This window comes from Rubritalea tangerina (assembly GCF_042683245.1).
Taxonomy (GTDB): Bacteria; Verrucomicrobiota; Verrucomicrobiia; order Verrucomicrobiales; family Akkermansiaceae; genus Rubritalea; species Rubritalea tangerina.
This window is the reverse complement of record NZ_JBHUJB010000049.1, coordinates 13,467-34,652: the sequence shown is the minus strand read 5'-3', so window position 1 is coordinate 34,652 and position 21,186 is coordinate 13,467. Positions and strand designations below refer to the sequence as shown.

General features: G+C 51.1%; 21 protein-coding genes. 9 read left to right on the top strand and 12 right to left on the bottom strand.

What is annotated here, in order from left to right:
- Positions 1-53 precede the first annotated feature (53 nt).
- Positions 54-869 (top strand): bifunctional DNA-formamidopyrimidine glycosylase/DNA-(apurinic or apyrimidinic site) lyase, encoded by an 816-nt coding sequence (mutM, locus tag ACFSW8_RS12135; protein WP_377089544.1) that lies wholly within the window; start codon positions 54-56, stop codon positions 867-869.
- A 133-nt stretch (positions 870-1,002) separates the two neighbouring features.
- Positions 1,003-1,473: a 50S ribosomal protein L9 gene (gene rplI / locus ACFSW8_RS12130; protein ID WP_377089542.1), complete on the top strand. Its 471-nt coding sequence runs from the start codon at positions 1,003-1,005 to the stop codon at positions 1,471-1,473.
- A gap of 123 nt (positions 1,474-1,596) precedes the next feature.
- On the opposite strand, the gene xseA is transcribed toward rplI, so the two are convergent.
- From xseA to ACFSW8_RS12110, 4 genes are all read right to left on the bottom strand, one after another.
- The gene (xseA, locus tag ACFSW8_RS12125; RefSeq protein ID WP_377089541.1) at positions 1,597-2,934 is read right to left on the bottom strand and encodes an exodeoxyribonuclease VII large subunit; all 1,338 of its coding nucleotides are present in this window, start codon (positions 2,932-2,934) and stop codon (positions 1,597-1,599) included.
- Positions 2,935-2,964: 30 nt separating this feature from the next.
- Entirely contained in the window at positions 2,965-3,372 is a 408-nt protein-coding gene (locus tag ACFSW8_RS12120) for a (deoxy)nucleoside triphosphate pyrophosphohydrolase (protein WP_377178348.1), read from the bottom strand.
- 252 nt (positions 3,373-3,624) lie between these two features.
- Positions 3,625-4,896, bottom strand: coding sequence for a TAXI family TRAP transporter solute-binding subunit (locus tag ACFSW8_RS12115; RefSeq protein ID WP_377178346.1), 1,272 nt, complete (start codon positions 4,894-4,896; stop codon positions 3,625-3,627).
- A 67-nt stretch (positions 4,897-4,963) separates the two neighbouring features.
- Complete coding sequence (locus tag ACFSW8_RS12110; RefSeq protein ID WP_377089537.1) at positions 4,964-5,521, bottom strand: rhodanese-like domain-containing protein; 558 nt, start codon at positions 5,519-5,521, stop codon at positions 4,964-4,966.
- Between the two features lie 103 nt (positions 5,522-5,624).
- Here ACFSW8_RS12110 and ACFSW8_RS12105 point away from each other — a divergent pair, with 103 nt between their 5' ends.
- The 3 genes from ACFSW8_RS12105 to rimK all read left to right on the top strand — a co-directional run bounded on the left by ACFSW8_RS12105 (position 5,625) and on the right by rimK (position 9,877).
- Positions 5,625-6,674, top strand: coding sequence for a DUF5685 family protein (locus tag ACFSW8_RS12105; RefSeq protein ID WP_377089535.1), 1,050 nt, complete (start codon positions 5,625-5,627; stop codon positions 6,672-6,674).
- 95 nt (positions 6,675-6,769) lie between these two features.
- The gene (locus tag ACFSW8_RS12100; RefSeq protein ID WP_377178344.1) at positions 6,770-8,365 is read left to right on the top strand and encodes a glycine--tRNA ligase; all 1,596 of its coding nucleotides are present in this window, start codon (positions 6,770-6,772) and stop codon (positions 8,363-8,365) included.
- A 120-nt stretch (positions 8,366-8,485) separates the two neighbouring features.
- A complete protein-coding gene (rimK, locus tag ACFSW8_RS12095) occupies positions 8,486-9,877 on the top strand; it encodes a 30S ribosomal protein S6--L-glutamate ligase (RefSeq protein ID WP_377089533.1) in 1,392 nt (463 codons plus the stop codon).
- Positions 9,878-9,883: 6 nt separating this feature from the next.
- Here rimK and ACFSW8_RS12090 read toward each other — a convergent pair whose 3' ends face one another.
- Complete coding sequence (locus ACFSW8_RS12090; RefSeq protein ID WP_377089532.1) at positions 9,884-11,614, bottom strand: hypothetical protein; 1,731 nt, start codon at positions 11,612-11,614, stop codon at positions 9,884-9,886.
- 181 nt (positions 11,615-11,795) lie between these two features.
- Between ACFSW8_RS12090 and ACFSW8_RS12085 the strand changes: the two genes are divergently transcribed.
- From ACFSW8_RS12085 to ACFSW8_RS12070, 4 genes are all read left to right on the top strand, one after another.
- Entirely contained in the window at positions 11,796-13,187 is a 1,392-nt protein-coding gene (locus tag ACFSW8_RS12085) for a hypothetical protein (RefSeq protein WP_377178342.1), read from the top strand.
- 68 nt (positions 13,188-13,255) lie between these two features.
- The gene (gene moeB / locus ACFSW8_RS12080) at positions 13,256-14,383 is read left to right on the top strand and encodes a molybdopterin-synthase adenylyltransferase MoeB (protein ID WP_377089529.1); all 1,128 of its coding nucleotides are present in this window, start codon (positions 13,256-13,258) and stop codon (positions 14,381-14,383) included.
- A gap of 407 nt (positions 14,384-14,790) precedes the next feature.
- Positions 14,791-15,630, top strand: coding sequence for a transglutaminase-like domain-containing protein (locus ACFSW8_RS12075; RefSeq protein WP_377089526.1), 840 nt, complete (start codon positions 14,791-14,793; stop codon positions 15,628-15,630).
- A gap of 66 nt (positions 15,631-15,696) precedes the next feature.
- Positions 15,697-16,506, top strand: a complete 810-nt coding sequence (locus ACFSW8_RS12070; protein WP_377178340.1) for an alpha/beta fold hydrolase — start codon at positions 15,697-15,699, stop codon at positions 16,504-16,506.
- Here the strand turns inward: ACFSW8_RS12070 and ACFSW8_RS12065 are convergent.
- The 7 genes from ACFSW8_RS12065 to ACFSW8_RS12035 all read right to left on the bottom strand — a co-directional run bounded on the left by ACFSW8_RS12065 (position 16,492) and on the right by ACFSW8_RS12035 (position 21,186).
- Positions 16,492-17,679, bottom strand: coding sequence for a rhomboid family intramembrane serine protease (locus tag ACFSW8_RS12065; protein ID WP_377091491.1), 1,188 nt, complete (start codon positions 17,677-17,679; stop codon positions 16,492-16,494). The genes ACFSW8_RS12070 and ACFSW8_RS12065 overlap by 15 nt on opposite strands.
- Before the next feature lie 23 nt (positions 17,680-17,702).
- Positions 17,703-18,269 carry a preprotein translocase subunit SecG gene (secG, locus tag ACFSW8_RS12060; RefSeq protein WP_377089524.1) on the bottom strand — a complete coding sequence of 189 codons (567 nt, stop codon included), beginning with the start codon at positions 18,267-18,269 and terminating at the stop codon, positions 17,703-17,705.
- Between the two features lie 71 nt (positions 18,270-18,340).
- The gene (locus tag ACFSW8_RS12055; RefSeq protein ID WP_377089523.1) at positions 18,341-18,688 is read right to left on the bottom strand and encodes an aspartate 1-decarboxylase; all 348 of its coding nucleotides are present in this window, start codon (positions 18,686-18,688) and stop codon (positions 18,341-18,343) included.
- Positions 18,689-18,816: 128 nt separating this feature from the next.
- Entirely contained in the window at positions 18,817-19,686 is an 870-nt protein-coding gene (gene pdxA, locus ACFSW8_RS12050) for a 4-hydroxythreonine-4-phosphate dehydrogenase PdxA (protein WP_377089521.1), read from the bottom strand.
- A gap of 41 nt (positions 19,687-19,727) precedes the next feature.
- Entirely contained in the window at positions 19,728-19,958 is a 231-nt protein-coding gene (locus ACFSW8_RS12045) for a hypothetical protein (RefSeq protein ID WP_377089520.1), read from the bottom strand.
- A 203-nt stretch (positions 19,959-20,161) separates the two neighbouring features.
- Positions 20,162-20,431, bottom strand: a complete 270-nt coding sequence (gene rpsT / locus ACFSW8_RS12040; RefSeq protein WP_377089519.1) for a 30S ribosomal protein S20 — start codon at positions 20,429-20,431, stop codon at positions 20,162-20,164.
- Positions 20,432-20,559: 128 nt separating this feature from the next.
- Positions 20,560-21,186, bottom strand: a complete 627-nt coding sequence (locus ACFSW8_RS12035; RefSeq protein WP_377089518.1) for a L,D-transpeptidase family protein — start codon at positions 21,184-21,186, stop codon at positions 20,560-20,562.

The window sequence follows — 21,186 nt, the reverse complement described above, 5'->3', positions numbered from 1 at the left end:
AATTTGTAAGCCTCACTGCTTGCTATCAAACCAACACAGACTAAAACCATTGCATGCCAGAACTGCCAGAAGTCGAAACCACCTGCCGTGGAATTCGCCCCCATATCGAGGGCCAGACCATCCGCAATATTGATGTGCACAATGGCAGCCTCCGCTGGCCCGTCTCCGACGAAATTTACCAACTCCGTGACACGACCGTACTCGCCGTCAAACGCCGCGCCAAGTACCTCGCCCTGGAGCTTCCCTCAAACAACCATATCCTGCTCCATCTCGGAATGTCTGGTAGCTTACGCATCGCCTCCTCCGAGGAGCCATTGCGCAAGCATGACCACCTCATCTTCCACCTCTCCAATGGACTAGAAATGCGCTTCCATGACCCACGCCGATTTGGCTGTGCCCTCTGGGTCGACCACGATCTCGAATCCCACCCCTTGCTCCAAAACCTCGGCCCTGAACCACTGAGCGATAGCTTCACCCTCCCCCACTTCCTGCAAACCTGCGCCAAACGCGACAGAGCCATCAAACTCCACATCATGGATAATGCCACCGTCGTCGGTGTCGGCAATATCTACGCCTGTGAATCGCTCTTCCTCGCGCACATCAACCCAAAGCGATCCGCCAACAAAATTAGTAAAGCCAAACTTTCCAAACTCTATGAAACCATTCGCATGGTCCTCGCCCGCTCCATCGAACAAGGCGGAACCACCCTCCGCGATTTCCTCCATAGCGATGGCCAACCCGGATATTTCAAACAACAACTTGAAGTCTATGACCGCGAAGGGGAACCATGCCATACCTGCCAACGCCCCATCAAACGTATCACTCTCGGCCAGCGCTCCACCTTCTATTGCACACATTGCCAAAGATAAACAAATCCCCCTCACACGTCGCCATTTTCTTACCAATTCTCCCACATCACGGAAATTCGCTTAAAACCCGCTTGACTCTTGTTATCAAACCACCTAATCACTCGCACCCCAAATCTGAACGAAACATTTTCCCATGGCTACAACAGAAGTTATTCTCCGTACAAAGATCGACAATCTCGGCGCCGAAGCCGACGTTGTAAAAGTTAAGGCTGGTTACGCACGTAACTTCCTCATCCCACAAGGTAAGGCATTTGAAGCCACTGAGGAAAACCTTAAGCACACTGAAGACCTCAAGAAAGCACGCGCTGAACGCGAAGCTGCTGAAATCTCCGAGGCTCAAGAAGTTGCTGCCAAGATCAAGAAGACTAAGCTCAGCTTCACTCTCGAAGTTGGCCAAGGCGGCAAAGCATTTGGCTCCGTTACTTCTATCGACATCCAGAAGAAGCTCGAAGAAGCTGGCGTCACAATCGACCGTAAAGCACTCCAACTCGACAGCCCAATCAAAACTGCTGGCACGACTAAAGTTGAAGTTAAGCTTGCTGGTGATATCACCGCTACACTCAGCGTGACAGTTGAGTCTCCAGAAGCAACTGAGGAAGCGTAAACTTCCCCAACACACAATTTCTCAAAGGGCGCACCATCGGTGCGCCTTTTTTGTGCCCCCCGACAACACGGGTCACCTGAGCCAGCTCAGCAATGCCCATAGATGCACCTGCAGTATACGAGACTACTCAATCACTGAGCGCAATGACCCATCGCGCAACTTTGTTACAAGCACCTCACCGGACTCCACCGCTTCTATGCTGCGTACTAAGCGCCCCTCCTCGGTCACAGTGATGGAGAAACCACGCTCAAACGCACTCTCTGGCCCCAAGGCCCGCAACAATGACCCCTGACGTTGCAGTAACTGCTCAGCCTTCTCTATCCGCCTGCGTAGCACTTGCTCTAGTTGCACCCTCCGATGTTCCAACCTCTCCAGTCGACCATCAATCAAAACCTCTGGATGGACTGTCGCGTACCGCTGCTTCATCAGCTCCACTTGCTGGGTCTTAGCCAGCAGACCTCTCTCCAAACTATCCTCTAAATCTTTGCCAGCCTGAAGTAATCGCTGAAGGGGCTCCCTCAACACACGATCCACGGACATCGATAAAGAACCACGCCTCATACTCACCAAGAGGGCTTCATGCTGCCTAACCCGTCCTTCAACAGCACGCTGCATCCCCGAGTGATAACGCTGAAGCTTCCGAATCAACTCAGTCCCATCCGGAACCACAAGCTCCGCTGCCGCGCTCGGTGTCGGAGCACGCATGTCCGCAACAAAGTCTGCAATCGTAAAATCAATTTCATGACCGACCGCCGAAACCACCGGAATCGAGCAAGCTGCGATCGCACGCGCCACAACCTCTTCGTTAAAATTCCATAAGTCCTCTAACGAACCACCACCGCGCCCAACAATTATTACGTCGACTTCAGGTAACCCATTTTCATGCCACGTACTCCAAGCCTCAATGGCATTCGCAATTCCAACCTCCGCCCCCACACCTTGCACCTGCACCGGGTATAATACCGGCTGCACCCATGGCGCACGCCTCCCCAAAACATTCAACATGTCTTGAAGTGCAGCCCCAGTACCAGAGGTCACCAAACCTACCTTCTTGGGAAAATTCGGTAGCGCACGCTTGCCTTCCTGTGCAAAAAGCCCCTCAGCATCTAACTTTCTCTTCAATGCCTCAAAACGCGCCTGCAACTCGCCTTCCCCAGCAGCTTCCACCTGACGCACGATCAACTGCACACTCCCCCTTGCCTCATACACCGAAACTTCTCCAAAGAGACGCACATGCATTCCATTATCCGGTTGCACCTTGGCACGACTCGCATTCCCCCGAAACATCACACAGCTCATCTGGGCACTATCATCTTTCAAGGTAAAATAAAGATGCCCACTGGCCTGACGACGCATGTTTGACACCTCCCCCTCTACCCACACTTCCCCAAGCTCAATCTCTAGGAGATTGCGCATTTTCCTAACCAATCGAGTCACACTCAATGTCTGCGTTCCAGCCATAACCCTATCCTTATCCGCTCTAAAAAAATCTCAATCCCCAAATCTCTCAACCCATTCCTCTAAAATAGGAATATCCGCAGGTGCCAACGCATAGTCAGCCGATGTAACCAACCTTTCATCCCCCCGAACCCATTCAATATTACTGTGCTCAATAGCCTTCGGCTCTTGGCCATCCAACAAACGACAAATATACGGAATCAAACATATGCTGTAGTCATCATAGGCATACCTAACACTTGTTAATGCTTCACCCACCTCTACTTCACACCCTAGTTCCTCGATGAGCTCACGACGAAGCGCCTCTCTCGCTGACTCCCCCTGGTCAATCTTCCCTCCTGGAAATTCCCACAATCCCGCTTGCGCCTTTCCTTCTGGCCGCTGACAAATCAACAACCTCCCCTCACCATTGACGATCAATCCACAAACCACCTGAATCATGCCCTCCTTGTAAAGACCATCACCCCATATGACAACCCTCGGTCTGAACCAGAGCATTAAAAACATTACTTCCCACACCTAACAGGTAACCTCCCCCACTACTGTGGTGCGGACACATTGGTTTGCTGGGCGATGTGAGATGATTTAGTCCCTGGCAAGGCGGTGATTTTTCATCTCACTTGCAACCCTTATGATTAGTGCCCTCGTTCTCGCGGGCCTCATCATGCTAAAAAAACGTCGTGCACATAGACGCTAAATCCCGCGACGCCGCTGCACTTCATTTAAGCATTGCTCTAGCAGGTCCTGCAAAATCCTGAATGATTCATCCGCGTTCAGTCGCTCCGCTACCAAATCGTTGATGGCTTTGTGCTTCAAGGCCATCAACATCTCTTCCTCTGCTTTAAAATCTTTAACCTTACCTGTCTCCAAATCGCTGAAACTTTGATTGATCACTTCATAATAATGATCGATACGGTTTTTCACCCTCCTCTGCACCCACTTGTGAATGGCCGCCGCCAAGGTCACCACAGCTATCAGCACCGACAAAATTAATGCAATCACCTCCGCATAAACCACCAGAAAACCAGGGTCCTTCCGGTGATAATAATCCCAAGCCCCCTGATGGAGCGGATAAGAAAAATGCTCCGTACTATTTGGAGCGTACATCTGCTGAGCCACAACACTGCTTTTACCCAACTGGTAACGGTGCGTGTAGATCGACTTCGTCATCTCATAAACAGCATCATCCGAAATATCAGCCCGACACACTAACCACGAGGGAAGTGCCAATGCCGCTATCGGTTCCTTAGGAAAACACATCGCCTCTTCAGATAACTTCCCAAATGCATGCTTCGGTATCACCACGGGCTTCAAATGCCCATACCTGCTGGCGATCCCATGCGACACCCCTGCCGCCTCCTCAGCCTCACCTAAACTCAGGTGTTCCACCTTTCCTGATTCCAATGCCTCTATCACCACTGGCGCCCTCAATGCCGTCACCATAATCATCACATCCGCCTTCCCATCAATCAAATCTTGAACACTCTGACGCGGTGAAGATGAAACATCTACCAACTTCTTCTTGTCTAAACCATAATGATCTAACAATTGCTCTGCCACCAAACGAGTTCCACTCGACTGCATCCCCAGCGACACCCGCATCCCTTGTAACTCAGTGATCGACTCTATCTTGGTATCCGTGCGCACTAACAAATGCACAATATCTGGATACAGCGCAGCCACTGCACGTATCGAATCATCCACCTCCACCCCCTGCTGAATCAAGCCAAAGTCAGCCTCTCCACGCTCCAACATTCTGACGTTGGCTAAGCTTCCTTCACTCTCAACTAAATCAACCTTGAGTCCTCCATATTCGCGCAGCGAGGCTAAGCCCACTGCGAAGTCGTGATACCCACCACCGCGCTTCCCCGACACCAGGCTATAGCTCTCACGCTTCCAAGCATTCGCTAGATACACACACACTAACAACGCGGCAACCGATACGATTACCGCACTATATCTCATACCATTCACGCGGCTATCCTTCACAGACACGCATGAAGAACAAACCCAGAATCAACTTTGTTCCCAACTACTCTTTTTTCTGGATAGCCAATCGTGACATCTGCTTTTTCTCAGCCCTCACAACGTCCCCCTCAAATTGCACACGTGGATCTTTCACGGATAAATAATCTGATAATTCATAGACGTTCTTGTACCCATAGCCATAGAGATTGATAAAGGTCGGAATATTCAGAGCCAATGGAGCAGACTTTAACATCATGGTCTGTGGGTCATCCTTGAAGTTATTATTGCAGTAAATCAAAATTCGCGTGTTCTTGTCTGGGATCAACTTCGCAAGCTTCTCTTCAGAAAACTCGGAAAAGTTTAAGTGCACTGCCCCCTTGATCCGGCGCCCATCAAAATTTCGCTTGGAACGCGTATCTAAAATAACCGTTCCTTCCTCCTTTGCCATTGTGTTGAATTGCTCAATCGACACTCTGCGCAGCTCCCGGTATGCCCGCACCTCCTCGCTCATTTGAGTAAACCCAATAAAGTCCACCTTCGCCACCTGCTGCTTCACTCCAGCTTCTTTTCCCATGGCACTGGCTGCTAGTACAGCCCCAACAATGATCACTTGCATTTTCATAACACCATCAGTCTAACCAGACTCCCCCACCTTGTGGGTAAAGGCTCTGTAAATTTTGCAGCATTGACATGGTCACTCTTCTATCCATTCTCTCATATCGTTTATGTTTGGCTTTACCCAATCACCTACAGCCTGCTGCCAGACACGCGCACACTCGGTTTATAAAAGCCACTTCTGTGGCCTCTCATGCCGACTGCGACGTGACTACGGCCATAGCGCGCGCTTCCTTGTAAACCGAGACTCGACCTTCCTCTCACTCATTGGGTCCAGTCTCTCCAACTCCCCCCAAGCAAACGAATCTAGCACCTGTTGTAACCCACTCGCCAATCCCACCCCACTCCTGATAGATTCCGATATCCAAGCCTACTCCGCTGCTGTCGCCGTATGTGGTCTCAGCGCAAAATGCCAAGATGACCAACAAGACCATCGCTATTCTAGAGCCTGGCTCGCTAAGTCAGTCCTGCGGGCCACAACCCCATGGCAGGATAAAGCACTCAGCACACTCAACTCACTCGGTTTCCCTACCCAGTCCACCCTCACTCACCTAGGCCAACAGTCCGAACGCGAGACCCCACTCAGCTCATTTCAGCAAGCCGCTTCCCCAACAGCTCACGCCTACCAAAACATCTTCCAACACCTAGGCACCATTCTCTGCCCAAAACCACCCTCAGAGCTCGCAACCATAGGCTTTAGCCTAGGCCAACTCGTCTACCTCCAAGACGCCCATGCTGACTATTTTAAAGATCTCAAGCGAGACCACTATAACCCACTGCGCTATCACCCCCACTCCGCATTTGCTCAAACCGTAGAGCAGTCACTCTCAACCTTCCAACAAGCACTCGCTGCCCTACCCACCCTCCGCCACCGCGACGTGCTCGATGCCATCCAGCTCCAAACCAGTGCTTTCCACGAAGAGCTTCTACAGCCCCCGCTTCCTTCCTCCAAACGCAAGAAAAGGAAGAAAAAAGACAGCTCACAATCAACCACTTGCTGTGACACCTGCGACTGTTGCTGCTGTGCAGATCTCCTAGAATGTAGTTCCTGCTCAAAATCTAACGATACCTCCAGCATCTGTGAGCTCGGCGACTGTTGCGATGGCTGCGATTGCTGCGGCAATTGTAGCTGCTGTGATGGCTGTAGTTGCTGCAATTGAGGATTATCTCCGCTAGCCCACTTCGGTGGCAAAGTTCACTCTTGCCCTTCAGCCCCGCCGCTGCTTTTATCCGCGTCCACCAATCACTTTTTACCATGGCTCAAAGAGAAAATACCGACCCACAGAAGATGGAGAAAATTGTCTCCCTCTGTAAAAGCAAAGGCTTCATCTACCAATCCGCAGAACTCTACGGCGGACTGAATGGCTGCTGGGACTACGGCCCACTCGGCGCCGAACTCAAACGCAACCTCAAAGAATACTGGTGGCGTAAAAATGTCCAAGAACGCGACGACATCCTCGGTATGGATGGCTCTATCCTCACCCACCAAGCCGTGCTCACTGCCTCAGGCCACGTCGGTGGTTTCTCTGACCCAATGTGCGATTGCTTGCTTTCAAAAGCACGCCTCCGCGCAGACCAAATTGAGCCACAAACGGGTACAGCCTACCACTATACCGGTGCCAGCCACTCCGAGTCCGGCTGGTCCGTTGAAAAACCATTCTCCGTCCTCATCGACCCAAGTGCGAACCAAGACGAAAATAAAGCGCGTAAAACCGCCAAGCAATACTACGCACAATTCCTCAGTGATAAGCAAATCGCTCCCAAGAAATTAGAGCTTGCCGGTGAGACAACCACCGAGGAAGTCGACACCACCCAATACAACCCTGAAAATGGCTCCCTTCTCACCGAACCGCGTGAGTTCAACCTCATGTTCCAAACCAAAATGGGAGCTTCCTCGGACGACAACGACCCAAATGCGGTCGCTTACCTTCGCCCTGAAACAGCTCAGACCATCTTTGTCCAGTACAAGAACGTCCTCGACTCGTCTCGCGTGAAACTCCCATTCGGAATCGCGCAAATCGGTAAAGCATTCCGTAACGAAATTAACCCGCGTAACTTTACCTTCCGCTCACGTGAATTCGAACAAATGGAAATCGAGTTCTTCTGCCGCCCAGAAGACGGCCTGCGCCTCACCGACGAGTGGCTCGAAGCGCGCCTTTCCTTCTACGAAGAAATCGGTATCCCGCGCACCAAACTCCACATCCTCGATGTCCCAGACGGTGAACGCGCCCATTACTCCGCTAAAACCTACGATATCGAGTACGAATTCCCATTCGGAATCCAAGAACTCGAAGGGGTCGCATACCGCGGTGCCTACGACCTCACAAAACACCAAGATCATTCAGGTAAAAATATCGAGTACTTCGATGAAGAAACAAAAGAACGCTTCATCCCGCACGTCGTAGAACCCTCTGCTGGCTGCGACCGTACCGTCCTCGCTCTTCTCTGTGAATCCTACGAAGTCGAAGACCTCACTAAAGAAGGGGGCAAAAAAGATGAACGCACCGTCATGCGCTTCAAGCCATGCATCGCTCCCATCAAGGCCGCTATCCTACCACTGCTCAAAAACAAACCAGAGCTCGTTGCTAAGGCCAAGGAAGTTCAACACCTCCTCCAACCCTTCATGAATGTCTTCTACGACGAAGCCGCTGCTATCGGCCGCCGCTACCGTCGCCAAGACGAAATCGGCACACCATTCTGTATCGCTATTGATTTCGAAACTCTTGGCGAAGAAGGCCCCAACGGCGAAGACCTCACTGACACGGTGACTATCCGCCACCGTGACTCCATGGAGCAAGAACGCGTCGCAATCAAAGATCTCCTCCCCTGGTTGCTCGAACGCATCCGTTAACCTTTCTCTACCACACCACACACAATGAATGGCACAGAGCTCCGGCTCTGTGCCTTTTTTGTTGCAATCCCAATCGCGCAAACTATCCATCACACAAGGTAAATTTGATGTTCTGACAAAATGAATAGCCCTAGTAAAATTATCGTCGGGAGCGCTGAATGGCTCACCCTCCCCAGCCTCAACGTCCCCGCTATTAAAGCTCGCGTTGACTCAGGCGCCAAAACCTCTTCTCTCCACGCCTTCAACATCCAAAGCTTCAAACGCAATGGCGAAACTTGGGTCCACTTCGATGTCCACCCCATCCAAAAAAATCGTAAAACCACCGTGCGCTGTGAGGCCAAAGTCACTGACAGACGTATCATCAAGTCGTCTAACGGTGAACGCGAAAAACGCTACGTGATTCGCACCACAATGGAGCTCGCTGGTGAAAATCAGAGCATCGACATCACACTATCTAACAGAGACAATATGGGCTACCGCATGCTTCTTGGCCGTGAGGCCATGCAAGGACGTATGCTGGTCGATCCATCTGAAGAACTCTGCCACGGAGACCGCAGCCCAGAGCAAATCACAGCTCTCTACGGTAATCCAGAGCCCAAACTCGAAGGGCTTAACATTGGCCTCCTCGCCTCAAACCCCGACCTCTACAGCAACCAACGGATCATTGAAGCTGGTGAGCAACGCGGCCACCACATGCACTTCCTCAATATCAAACATTGCTACCTAAAAATGGATGCCGAACATCCAGAGGTCCTCTCTCGCGGCGGGAAAAGTCTCAATAACATGGATGCCGTCATTCCCCGTATCCGCCCCAGTGTCACCTTCTATGGCTGCGCGCTCACCAGACATTTCGAAAGCCTCGGAAAATTTGCCCTCAACACTTCTGACTCAATCAGCCAGTCCCGAGACAAACTCTTCTCGATGCAGCTCATGCTCAAGAAAGGCCTCGATATCCCAACCTCAGGATTCGCCAACTCCCCCATGGATACCCATGACCTCATTGAAATGGTAGGTGGCGCTCCACTCATCGTAAAACTTCTGGAAGGCACACAGGGAAGAGGCGTCGTCCTCGCGGAAACAAAAAAAGCCGCAGAGTCCGTCATCAACGCATTTAAATCGCTCAACGCAAACCTCCTCGTCCAAGAGTTTGTCAAAGAAGCCCAAGGCAAAGACCTCCGATGCTTTGTGATCGACGGCAAGGTCGTAGCCGCAATCGAACGCACTGCCGCAGCTGGTGAATTCCGAGCAAACATCCACCAAGGTGGCACCGCCAGTATTGTCAAAATTACCCGTGAAGAACGCACCCTAGCCGTAAAAGCTGCTAAATGCTTCGGCCTTCAAGTTGCTGGAGTCGACATCATCCGCTCACGCAAAGGCCCCCTCTTGCTTGAGGTCAACTCCTCCCCCGGCCTCGAAGGCATAGAAACCGCCACGGGCAAGGACATCGCCGGCCTCATGATTCAAGCTATCGAAAAACGTTTAGGCTGGAAACCAACAGCTCCTAACACCTAACATCACTCATTTCAAAACAGCATCGATCCCCATCGCACTCTTGCGCGCAAACTTCGGCAGGCTCTTCTCATAACGCTTATGAAAGAGCCGATAAACCATCCCCAGTAAATAAAGCGTCAGCAAGTGGTCAATAAAGCGATATCCCCGCTTCTTCCTGAGAAAGACCCTTTGTAACAACCGCAGCTTTTCATGGCTCACAGCCATGCGATCAAAGTTTGTCTTCACGCGATACCGCGGCCTCACACTCCTCGGATATTTTAACTTGTACTCCCTTTTGGCCTTCATTACCCGATCTTTGAGAGCCTGATCAAATGGCATGAAAAGGTATTCCCGAGACAAGGCGATCATCGCAAAAGTGTCTCTCATAAAACAAACATCCTCTGTCCCCCAACCAATCTTTTGTGCCAACTGCTCCATCCTATCAAAGTTCTCTAACACGGCATAGCCTTGCTCTACTGCCCCCTGCTTATTGTGCACAAAATGCTTCATCACTTTCTTCATCGGATGCTGGAAGAAAATGGAATCCCAATACACGTGCAATAGAGGAGGAATTCTCACCCGCCTGAAGAACCACTTCTGCTGGGCAAACTCTTCCACATATAAGCCCTTCATAATCACCTCCTCACTCAGCTCCAAGAACTGCTTCACCGCATCGAACTTGATCGAGCCATAACACTTCGTCAGCGCCTCATCCACACGCATCCCATGCTGCATCACCAATACCGTCACCACGCTATTGAGCTCCACCCAGTATGATCCCTTCCCCATGTAGCTGCGCCTACGAAAAGCATGCCACCCACCCGTCTGAACCCACACACTAAACCCTACCAAGTTTTCCGCAGATTCTAACTGACGAGCATAAGCTTCCACCTGCCAACCAATAAAACTTGGATACTCACCAGCCCCCTCGTACTCCCGGCGCGATTGAAACTCCACCACCTTCGCCACACTTGTCTCATGGAAAGCTTGATTCAAGGGAAGATATCGAAAGAAGTCACTCTCACCGTACTTTAACGATAAAATAAAATAGGAACTTGTGATCCCACTCAGTAATCGCTGGATGCGCTTACGATGCCAAATGAGATCTCCAACAGGATAAGCCCCCACAGTCCAAGTACGACATATCAAATAACGCTCGTGATAATCAAATAACTCCAATAAGTCCCCCATCAAAACGTTAGCCTCTGCAGCAGTTTTGATAAATAACTCGTTAGCTATGTCTCCCTTCACATCCTTGCCATCTCCTTCGCCCAATCGTAACACCACCCCGTCTACCTCCGGAAAGGACTCTAAAAACTCTCCCAATAAATCCTTAAAATACTTCGACATCGCTTCGCGATCTCCCGCAAAACCCCTTCGCTGATTCTCCGTCATCGGTATCACATCACTCGTCATCAACACCTTCAAACCCGCCTCCTTAATAATCCCTATCACTCGACGCATCTCAAGCTGGAGGCGCGATACCCGTAACGATAACCCATCACCGTGCCCCTCCCTCGACACCAAGTGCGCCACATCATCTAAAGTCACCGCTGTATACCCGTGCGCGCGCACACGCCCCACAAATTCCACCATATCCTCACACACACCCGCCCAATAGCGATCCGCCCCCGCCCCATCCACAGGTAACTCAGCCAATGGAATCTTAGACCAGTTGATACGCCGCTTCTCATACCCCCGAAAAAATGGACCAATCCCATCCACGATCACCCACTCGTATTTTCCTTGCACACTCATACCCATATACTAACCGAAAATAAACGCTTCTATTCCCTATAAAACCAAGCCCTTCACCATGACAAGGTCGACACTTTAAACGTATCTAACATTTTCCTTTAGCGAAGACCACACCCTGCATTCCATTCATGGAACAACTTTGTACTTCCTGCTAAGCTCCCTAGCTCTTACCTTCCACAAGATGTCGCTACCACGTATACCCTACGCCCTCATTTTGATGGCGCTCATCTGCATCGCAGGCTACACCTTCGACAACTACCAGAAGGCCGCCCGCTTATCGGACGCTCAAGACCGTTGGCTCGTGGTCCAACGAGACGCCAAGCAGCGTGGCATCCATACAGAGCTTGAGGCATATCTAGTCGCAAGCTCTGGAGTGGGCCCCAGCTTGTTTACCGACTTCCCCAACATTTCACCCCATTTCACTCAAGACCATCAACAAGACGGCTCCCAAGCCCCACATAGCTTCTGTGATCTCGCACAACTCCCAAACCTCAAACAATGGCCAGTATTGAGCCTGCAGCAAACACCGAGAGAACGAATAGAAACCCTCAACCTAGCCCTCACCCAGCCACTCCCCCATGGCTACACAGACGCCCAAGTCCTCAATGCTGTCCTCAAAGCCATCGCCCCACTACACACCGAACTTGATCAATGGAAGCACGCAATCCAAGAATCAAACAACCTCGGCCGTGACTATATCGAGGAGAACTACTTCTTTATTTCTGCATCCACTTTCCGCAATGCCTCTAACCTCCTAGCCCTTCGCTCCTATTGCCATTGGCTCATGGGTCATTCAGACACCAGCGACTACCACTGCCTCCTAAAAACCTCACAGTTGCTCTACGACTACGGCCAATCACTCATCGCTCTCTCAGTAGCAACCGCTATCGACCTTCAAACGGCATCCACAGCCAACCTAACACTTCAGTCCCCTAACATTTCTCCCCAGCTCAATACTGAACTGCTCAAACACTATCCCAACTTCAGTGCCATCCACGTCTTTCACAAAGCTCTGCAAACCGAATACATTGTCCAACTCGATAGCCTCAAATCTCTTGTTGAAGACACCCCACACCCTTTCCTCCCATCAAGCGATGCCCTTCGAAAAACCCCGCAATACCTCCTAGCAGAAGCCAGAGCTGATGTCGCAGCATTCCAACTCGACACCTACTTCCCTACCGATATCCATTCGCATCCGCCCTATCTCCCTTTAGAATTTGACACAGTCGCAACTCGCCTCCCATCGTCCGATTGCGGCCTCATCGCAAAATCCCTCATCTCAGTTCTCTCCATTGGGTCTAGCTATTACTTTGAGAGTGCCACCAAGGCCGATATGACCCTCGAACTATCCCACCTCTTTAACGCTCTCACCGTGTTCAAAAAAACGCACGGCCATTTCCCTAACACTCTCAACGCTCTGCCCCCAGACCTGCTCTCCCAAATCCCACAGAGCGAGTGGCTCAACATCCAGTACACCCCGGCTCCCACCTCCAATACTCTCCCCACGCTCAAAGCCACCATCAGCCCGCCCTCACGCCCCCCAATTGAAACCACTTTCCCCACAAGAGACTAACCGCGCTTTCTCCATGCAAAAGCCACTTCCCCCTTGCGATACCCACCTTCTGAGGCAACACTCACACCATGCTCACACCTGCAGAGAAGCAACGCTACGCCCGCCACTTCACCCTTCCTGAAGTCGGTGAAGCCGGTCAGGAAAAACTCAAAACCAGCTCCGTGCTCTGTATCGGCACCGGCGGCCTCGGCTCCCCAGTCGCCATGTACCTAGCCGCCGCAGGTGTCGGCCGTATCGGCCTTGTCGATGCCGATCACGTCGAATCCTCAAACCTCCAACGCCAAATTATCCACGGCGAATCCTGGGTGGGTAAACCAAAACTCGAAAGCGCCAAAGCTAGGTTGTTAGAAATCAATCCCCACATTCACATCGAGTGCCACGAAGCGCGCTTCACTGCCACCAATGCCAAAGACATTGCAAAAGACTATGATATCATCATCGATGGTACCGACAATTTTCCCACCCGTTACCTCTCAAATGACGTCGCCTTCCTTCTCGGTAAGCCAAATATCTACGGCTCCATTTTTCGCTTTGAAGGCCAACTCTCCGTCTTCGCCCCACATCTTGGCGGCCCTTGCTACCGCTGCATGTTGCCGACACCACCAGACCCAGGCACTGTCCCCAGTTGCGCTGAGGCAGGCGTGCTTGGCGTCCTTCCAGGCATCGTCGGATCAATGCAGGCGATGGAAGCCATCAAGCTCCTCCTGAATATTGGTAAACCACCCCTTGGCAAACTCGTACACTACGACGCTCTCAATACCGAATTCCGTTCCTTCACTCTCAGAAAAGACCCCCAATGTCCACTCTGCGGTGACGCCCCCACAGTCACTGACCTCATCGATTATGACGGATTCTGCGGCGTCCCTAACACTTCTACTATGCAAGAAATTACAGTCACTGAACTCAAAGATAAACTCGATACCGGACTCGATGGAATCCTCGTCGATGTCCGCACCCCCCAAGAAGTCGAAGCCGCGGCCCTCGATGGCACCCTCAGAATCCCACTCCAAGAACTCGAGGCACGCTTCACTGAAATCCCCACTGACAAAACCATCTATATCCATTGTAAAGCCGGTGGTCGCAGCGCCAAAGCATGTGCATTCCTCGCCGCTCAAGGCATCCAAAATACCGTAAACATCAAAGGTGGTATCGATGCTTGGCGTGACCTCATCGACCCAAGCCTCCCCCCCGCCTAACCTTCAATCCATATATAACGAGAGCTCATAATCCCCCCCGGAATTATGAGCTCTTTTGTTGTCATCCCTACTGGTCAGACAAATCTTTCCTTGGAGCTCATGGGGCCGAAGCCAGAATCCTATAAAATGCTCTCTCCAGACATTTTATAAAATCGAGCCAGCTTCGGCGCCATGAACCCCAAAAACGATAGTGCACATTAGTAGTTCAAACGACCGATTGACAAGCCTTTTTTTGTATATTTTCAACTCTCCTACCAGATTCCAACATCCACCCAACCAGTGCCCACCACACACAACTCCCACATCAAAAAAAATCTAACTCTAACTCGTTGACCAATAGAGCACCAAACACTTGTAGGTCGAGAGACATTGACCTTAACGCCATCTAGCAGTACCATATAGTATCTATGGTGAACGAAGACCAACTTCCATTCATGCTCAAATTGCTGGACGATAAAGAACCCGCAATTCAAGAAGCATTGCGTGAGGAGTTCTCAGACACCTCAGGTGATTTGAGCAATGAAATTGCGGCCTTAGCCATCGACCTCAAACCTGCTGACCATCAGCGCCTCTCAGAACTCCTCCTCCCCGGAAGACGAGAAACTCTAGTCCATGAATGGCGCGTTCCCCAAGGTGGGGCAGATGCCCTCGACGAAGACTGGGACAGCTTCGAAGACCTGCTGCGACTCATTTCTGACTACCTCCATGATGGTGTCACCCTCCGTCCAGCACTGCCTGACTTGCTCGATATGCTCGCCGAAGATGCCACCGCTGCTAAAGCTGACCGCTCAGAAAACAAACTCCGGTTCTGGATGTTTGAATCAGGTAAATTTGTCGGCAACAAAGATGACTACTATACCCCCAAAAATAGTGACCTCAGCTGGTGCATGGATACCGGCCTTGGTAACCCCATCAGCCTAGCCTTGCTCTTCATGCTCGTGGCTCGCCGACTCGACCTCGAAGTCTCAGGCTGTAACTACCCGGGCCACTTCCTTGCACGCATCCATCTCGATGGTAAACCCATGTTAGTCGATTGCTTCCACCGCGGCAGACTCATCTCAGTAGAAGAAATCCTCAATGAGAATAAAAATATCTCACCATACGCCAAACAGGCCATCCTTTCCCAAGCCCCACTCGGCCATATCATGCTACGTATACTCCGCAACCTAGAACACAGCTTTAATAAGCTCAAACAGGACGAAGATGCCAAAATCTTCAAACTCATCTTCGAGAGCATGCAACCTTGACCTGGCCCTCGCCCAGTGAGAGTAGAATACAATCATATCAGCGTGGCTGGCGTGCGACTCCATCGCATGGAGCTTTACCCCAGTGCGCAGATCCCCCTCATTGCCACATGCCTCTTCACCCACGGCCAAGGCGATTACGCTGAGCGCTATCTTGATGTGCTCCATCCCTTTACCCAACGGGGCATCAAATGCATCGTCACCGACCTCCAAGGCCATGGAAGAAGTACAGGCAAACGCGGCCACATTGATTCACCTGATTTCATTGATTCCATTATTGAGAGTAACTTCCTCGCCAACGAAGGGCTACCCACTGGCATCGCCGGTCATTCCATGGGAGGTCTCCTCACCCTACGCCATCTGGCATTAGCACTTGAGGAAAAACTACCCTTGCCGACTTTTTGCTGGGTCAATGGCCCCCTGCTCAGACCTGCCAATGGCAGACCTGACTGGTTCGTACGACTCGCTCACCTTCTTGCCAACGTCAGCCCCAGAGTCACCATTCACACCGGTGTCACTCCTGATATGTGCCGCCTCGAAGATTCCTCAGCTGGACGACTCCCGAAAGACCCACTCTCACTCGGCCACCGACGCGTCTCACTTGGCTGGGGAAGCGAACTCATTCGCATCTCTAACTATACCCACGAGGTTCTTACTTCCCACCCCTATCCAAACCCATTCCTCTTCACCCAAGGTGGAGCCGACTCAGTCTGCCCCCCTAGTATCGCCAAAACATTCTTCTCCCAACTCCAATGGCCACAAAAACAATATAATGAGTTCGATGGAATGCTCCACGAAACATTCGCCGAAGCCAAACGCAATGAGCTTTTCCTCACCATTGGCAATTGGCTCGATCAACAAGTCCTATCGAACCAATAGATACACACACCACATACTGGCCGCCAATAACACCCCAATCGCCCCCATACCCACAAACCGGTCTTTGACTAAAATCTCCGGCCTGTGAACTGACGCACTCGGTGGAAAAACGATCACCGCATACACCATCCCCGCAACTAGCCCCCCAAAGTGGGCAGCATTGTCAATAAAACTGAAACCCACAGCCCCCATCACAGCAACTAATACCAAGCCGGCCAACAACCTCTTTCGTGCTGACTTAGGCACAAGCTCTCGATGCAAAGTCTCGAATACTAACAAGAATCCCAGCAGGCCTAAAATGCCACCAGATGCCCCTACACTTGGAATTTTAGGCATCATATAAGTCGTGGCCATTGCTCCAACCACCGCCGACAAGAGAAACACTAAGATCATGTGCGGCCAACGAGCCAAGATCTCAGCACGACGTGCCAAATAACGTAACGCGGCAAAGTTCATCAGCCAATGCACCAAATTGCCATGCACTAAGGGTGCTGTCAGATATCTCCACCATGGATCATTTTGCTTAAGTAACCCCACTTTCCGGACTGACTCCTCAGCCCAATGGCTGCTCCCCGCTCCAAACCATTGAGCACAACAAGTCACCACCATGATGGCCAATAAAATAAAACTAAAGGGAGCCAAGTGCGTGCTCAACCAACTATCGAAACGAGCATCTGCAATCTCTCTCTGCCAGTACACTTCATCGCGTTTACCCGCTTTTCTCAATACCTTCCACCCCTCATAGTAGGGCACAATTCCAAAGATCAACAGCATGATCGCCGTGACAGCCACTGTTGGTGCATGAATCACCGCATCCCAACTTCCCCCACTATTCGTATAGCTAGCATACACTGCCCACAAAGTTGCGACCCCCATCACCAAACTCAAACGACGCCCATCAGTAATATCATTGCGCGCCCATGTCGCACGTCGCTTCTCCAAGATGGGCCGCAGTGACTCGACCTCCTCAGGAACCACCAGTCTGTCACTCTTCGGCGTCCAAACTAAATCGACAGCCTTCTTTGAGTCACTGATCTGCTTCTGCAAATCGTGCAAGCTCTTTGCCGAATGCCGCCTCCCCTTGGTATCTACATAACCAAAAACACCAGTTGTAGGACGAGCTGGAAATACATCCGGCCGAGCCCAAACTGGTGCTGATTGATCGGTCGACACTGACAAGGTCCCCGATGATAAAATTACTTAGCTGCCTCTTCGCCAGCTGCTTCTCCCTCACTTGCTGCTGGGGTCGCAGACTCAGAAGTCTCTTCTTGCGCAGGCGCTTCTTCCTGAGCTGGTGCCGCTTCTTCTGTTGAAGTTTCAGCAGGTACGACAGGAACATTCGCTGGCTCAGTAGATTCTTCGGCTGGCGCCTCTGGCTCTTCTTGCGCTTCTACCTCTTCCACTAACTGAGAGACTTCCTCAGCAGTTTCAGGGTTGCTTGCTTGCTCCTCAGCATCAGCAATGACCTCTTTCTCGATATTCTGCCCTGAATTCTGCGCTGCAACCAAAACCTGAAGAGTCATGGCCACAATGAAAAATACAGTACCAAGCCACACAGTGCCTTTTTGTAACACATCGGTAGTTCTGGCTCCAAAAGCTTGATCCGTCATACCACCACCAAATGCGGCGCCAAGACCTTCTTGCTTAGGACGCTGCATCAGAATGACAAGACAGAGCAACAGACAGATTGCCACTAAAATAACGAGAAGAATATTAATCGCAATCGGGACAAAGCCACTCGCTGCTAAAATCAATGAATTCATGGGACGCGGAATATGGAAGGCATTCGACTCAATGTAAAGCCATGATTTGCCTCATCAGGTAATGGATAGAATTATTTTCCGAGACGGATGATCTCGTTCTGCTCGTTACAGACAACCTTCTTCGGCTCCACAGGAGATTCTGATAAACCAAAGGCCATGATCGTAATACGCTCCCCTTTGCCAATCACATGTGCCGCACCGCCATTCAAAATGATCTTTCCTGTACCTGCTGGTCCAGCTTGCGCATAAGTCTCAAGTCTTCCACCCTTGCTTGCTGAGGTCACTAGGACCTTCTCGCCTGGCATGAGGTCTACTGCCTCCATCAGATCGAGTGGGATTTCAATGCTGCCTTCGTAGTCCACCACGCCATCAGTGCACATCGCACGGTGAATCTTTGACTTCAAAAAACTGCGTAACATGCCGCACCAATGACCACTTTCCCACTAAAGTCAAACCTTTCTGTCACAGATCCCTCCCACACTCAAGATCACACCAAATGCCACATCCAGTCCACCAGCCCCGCTACATGTGAACGCCCCTACAACCACTACTGAGCCTGCACCAATTCAATGGCTAGCTCAATAGCATGCTGCATCGATGAGTGCTTTGCAATCCCCTTCCCGGCTATCGCAAAAGCAGTTCCGTGGTCAGGACTCGTACGTGGTCGCGGCAGCCCCAATGTCGTGTTCACCCCCGTATCAAAATCCAACAGCTTGAGCGGAATCAAGCCTTGGTCGTGATACATACATAAAACCGCATCATATTCCCCCTGGACCGCGTGACCAAATACCGTATCCGCCGAATGTGGACCCGAAAATACTGCGACATCAGCTTCCTCATTGAGCTGAGCAATAGCAGGGGCTACTACCTCACGGTCTTCATGTCCAAATGCCCCATTCTCACTAGCGTGCGGGTTCAAACCACATACCGCAATACGCGGCCTCTGCCGACCACGTTGACGACAAAATTCCGCCAATAAATGCCCCACTCGTACTATCTCCTCCTGAGTCACTAAACGAGGTACTTGCGATAACGCCACGTGAACCGTAACCAATGCCACCGTCAAATGCTCCCCAGTCAAACACATCGCATGATTCGGACATCCCAAACGCTCTGCAAAAAACTCCGTCTGTCCTGGAAAATCAAAGCCTAGCGAATGCAAACCTTCCTTTGCCACTGGGCCAGTCACTATCGCATCAATCTCTCCAGATTTCAGCTTTGCCGCCCCTTCTTCTAGAGCATCCAAAGCCGCACGCGCAGTCTCCAAGCTCGGTTTGCCCGACTCGACTCCATCCAAGCGTGGCCCAACCATCTCCACAACCACCCCCTCTGGAAGCTCAATAGCACCAAGAGCTGCCTCTATAACCTCGGGCCCCACACCCGCTTGGTCACCCCAAGTGATTCCAATTGTCTTCACCGCTTCCTCCTCACTCTACGCTGTGATCGAAATCACCACAACTATGCCAAATCCTCGACAGTTACCGAGGTTTGCTTGCGTGCACCTAGAAAGATAGCCTGATCCACAACACGCTCAGGTTCAGCATCAAAACGATAACCGTGGCAGTTCGGACAAGTCACTGCGCCAGACCCCACAATGGAATCACAACCTTCACACACCTTGTAGGCACTTGGATTAGTCGCGATCTCTTGTGCTTTCTTCTGACGAGCAATGCTTACGGAGTCTTTCATAGTCTTTCTTTAGTGGCACCTTCAGTGCGTTCTACCTTTATCTTTGCGTATTCCACCAAAAGCGCAAGCCCTGTTAGCGCAGATCTCTCGCACGTTTTGTCTCCATCTGTAACGCAAAGAACGGAGACATATCTGCCTCCGTTCTCAAAAATAGCTTAGGCCTGCAATTGCCGCTACTTGCCGCAATGCGCAAGGATGAGCAATTAAGCAGCTTGAGCAGCCTTGATTGCTTTAACTGTCTTGCTCTTGAGGTTTGCAGCCTTGTTCTTGTGGAAAATGTTCTTCTTAGCGCACTTGTCTACTGCGGAAGCAAATTGAGAAAATGCCTTCTGTGCGGCTTCAGTGTTACCCTCTGCTGCTGCGGTAATTGAGTTCTTACGAAGAGTCTTTACGCGGCTCTTGAGAGCGGAGTTGATTGTGTTACGCTTTGCATTCTGACGAACGCGCTTGAGTGCTTGCTTTGAGTTAGCCATGTTTTTGTAATGTGAAATTGTTTAGAAAAGTTCGGCGTTGCAGGCCGGGGCGGGAAAACTAATCATCTCGAACATCTTGTCAAGCATTTGAGTCGTGGAAGTCGCATTTTTGTACCACCACCCCGCATCTAGGCGTTCTTGTCCGCCCCCTCAGCAGCTTGCTTCTCCTCAATACGAGACATCCGGGCATACTTCCGACCTTGTGATGAATCCTCCAGTGAACCCTTGATTACCTTCACTTCAGCATTCACTCCAATCCGAGAATATAAATCAACAATGTCGCTCGAGGTCATGCGAATACATCCATAACTCGCTTTTTGCCCAATACGTCGCTCCTCAGGTGTCCCATGAATATAAATGTACCTCTCGAAAGCATTCTTGTTGCGTCTCTCAGTGCCTTTCAACCACATGATGCGCGTCACAATCGGGTCTCGCCCTGGTGCATTCGGCGGAAGCACCTCACCAGTAGGTCTCCGTGACTTAAAGACCGCCCCCTTAGGTTGGCCGTGTCCAATCTTCTTAGCCACCTGCATCGTCCCCAGTGGCGTGCGCATGCTGCGCGGGGTATCCCCCAAACCAAACTTCGACGTAGAGATCTTATACGATTTGATCGGCTTACCATGCTGTGTGAGCAACATTTTCTGATCCTTCACACTCACCAGCATCTTACTCTGATTGACGTCCAGAGTCTGGGTACAACTATTGAATAAGGGCAGTAAACCAGCAATGCAGATGAGTAATATACGAGAAATCAT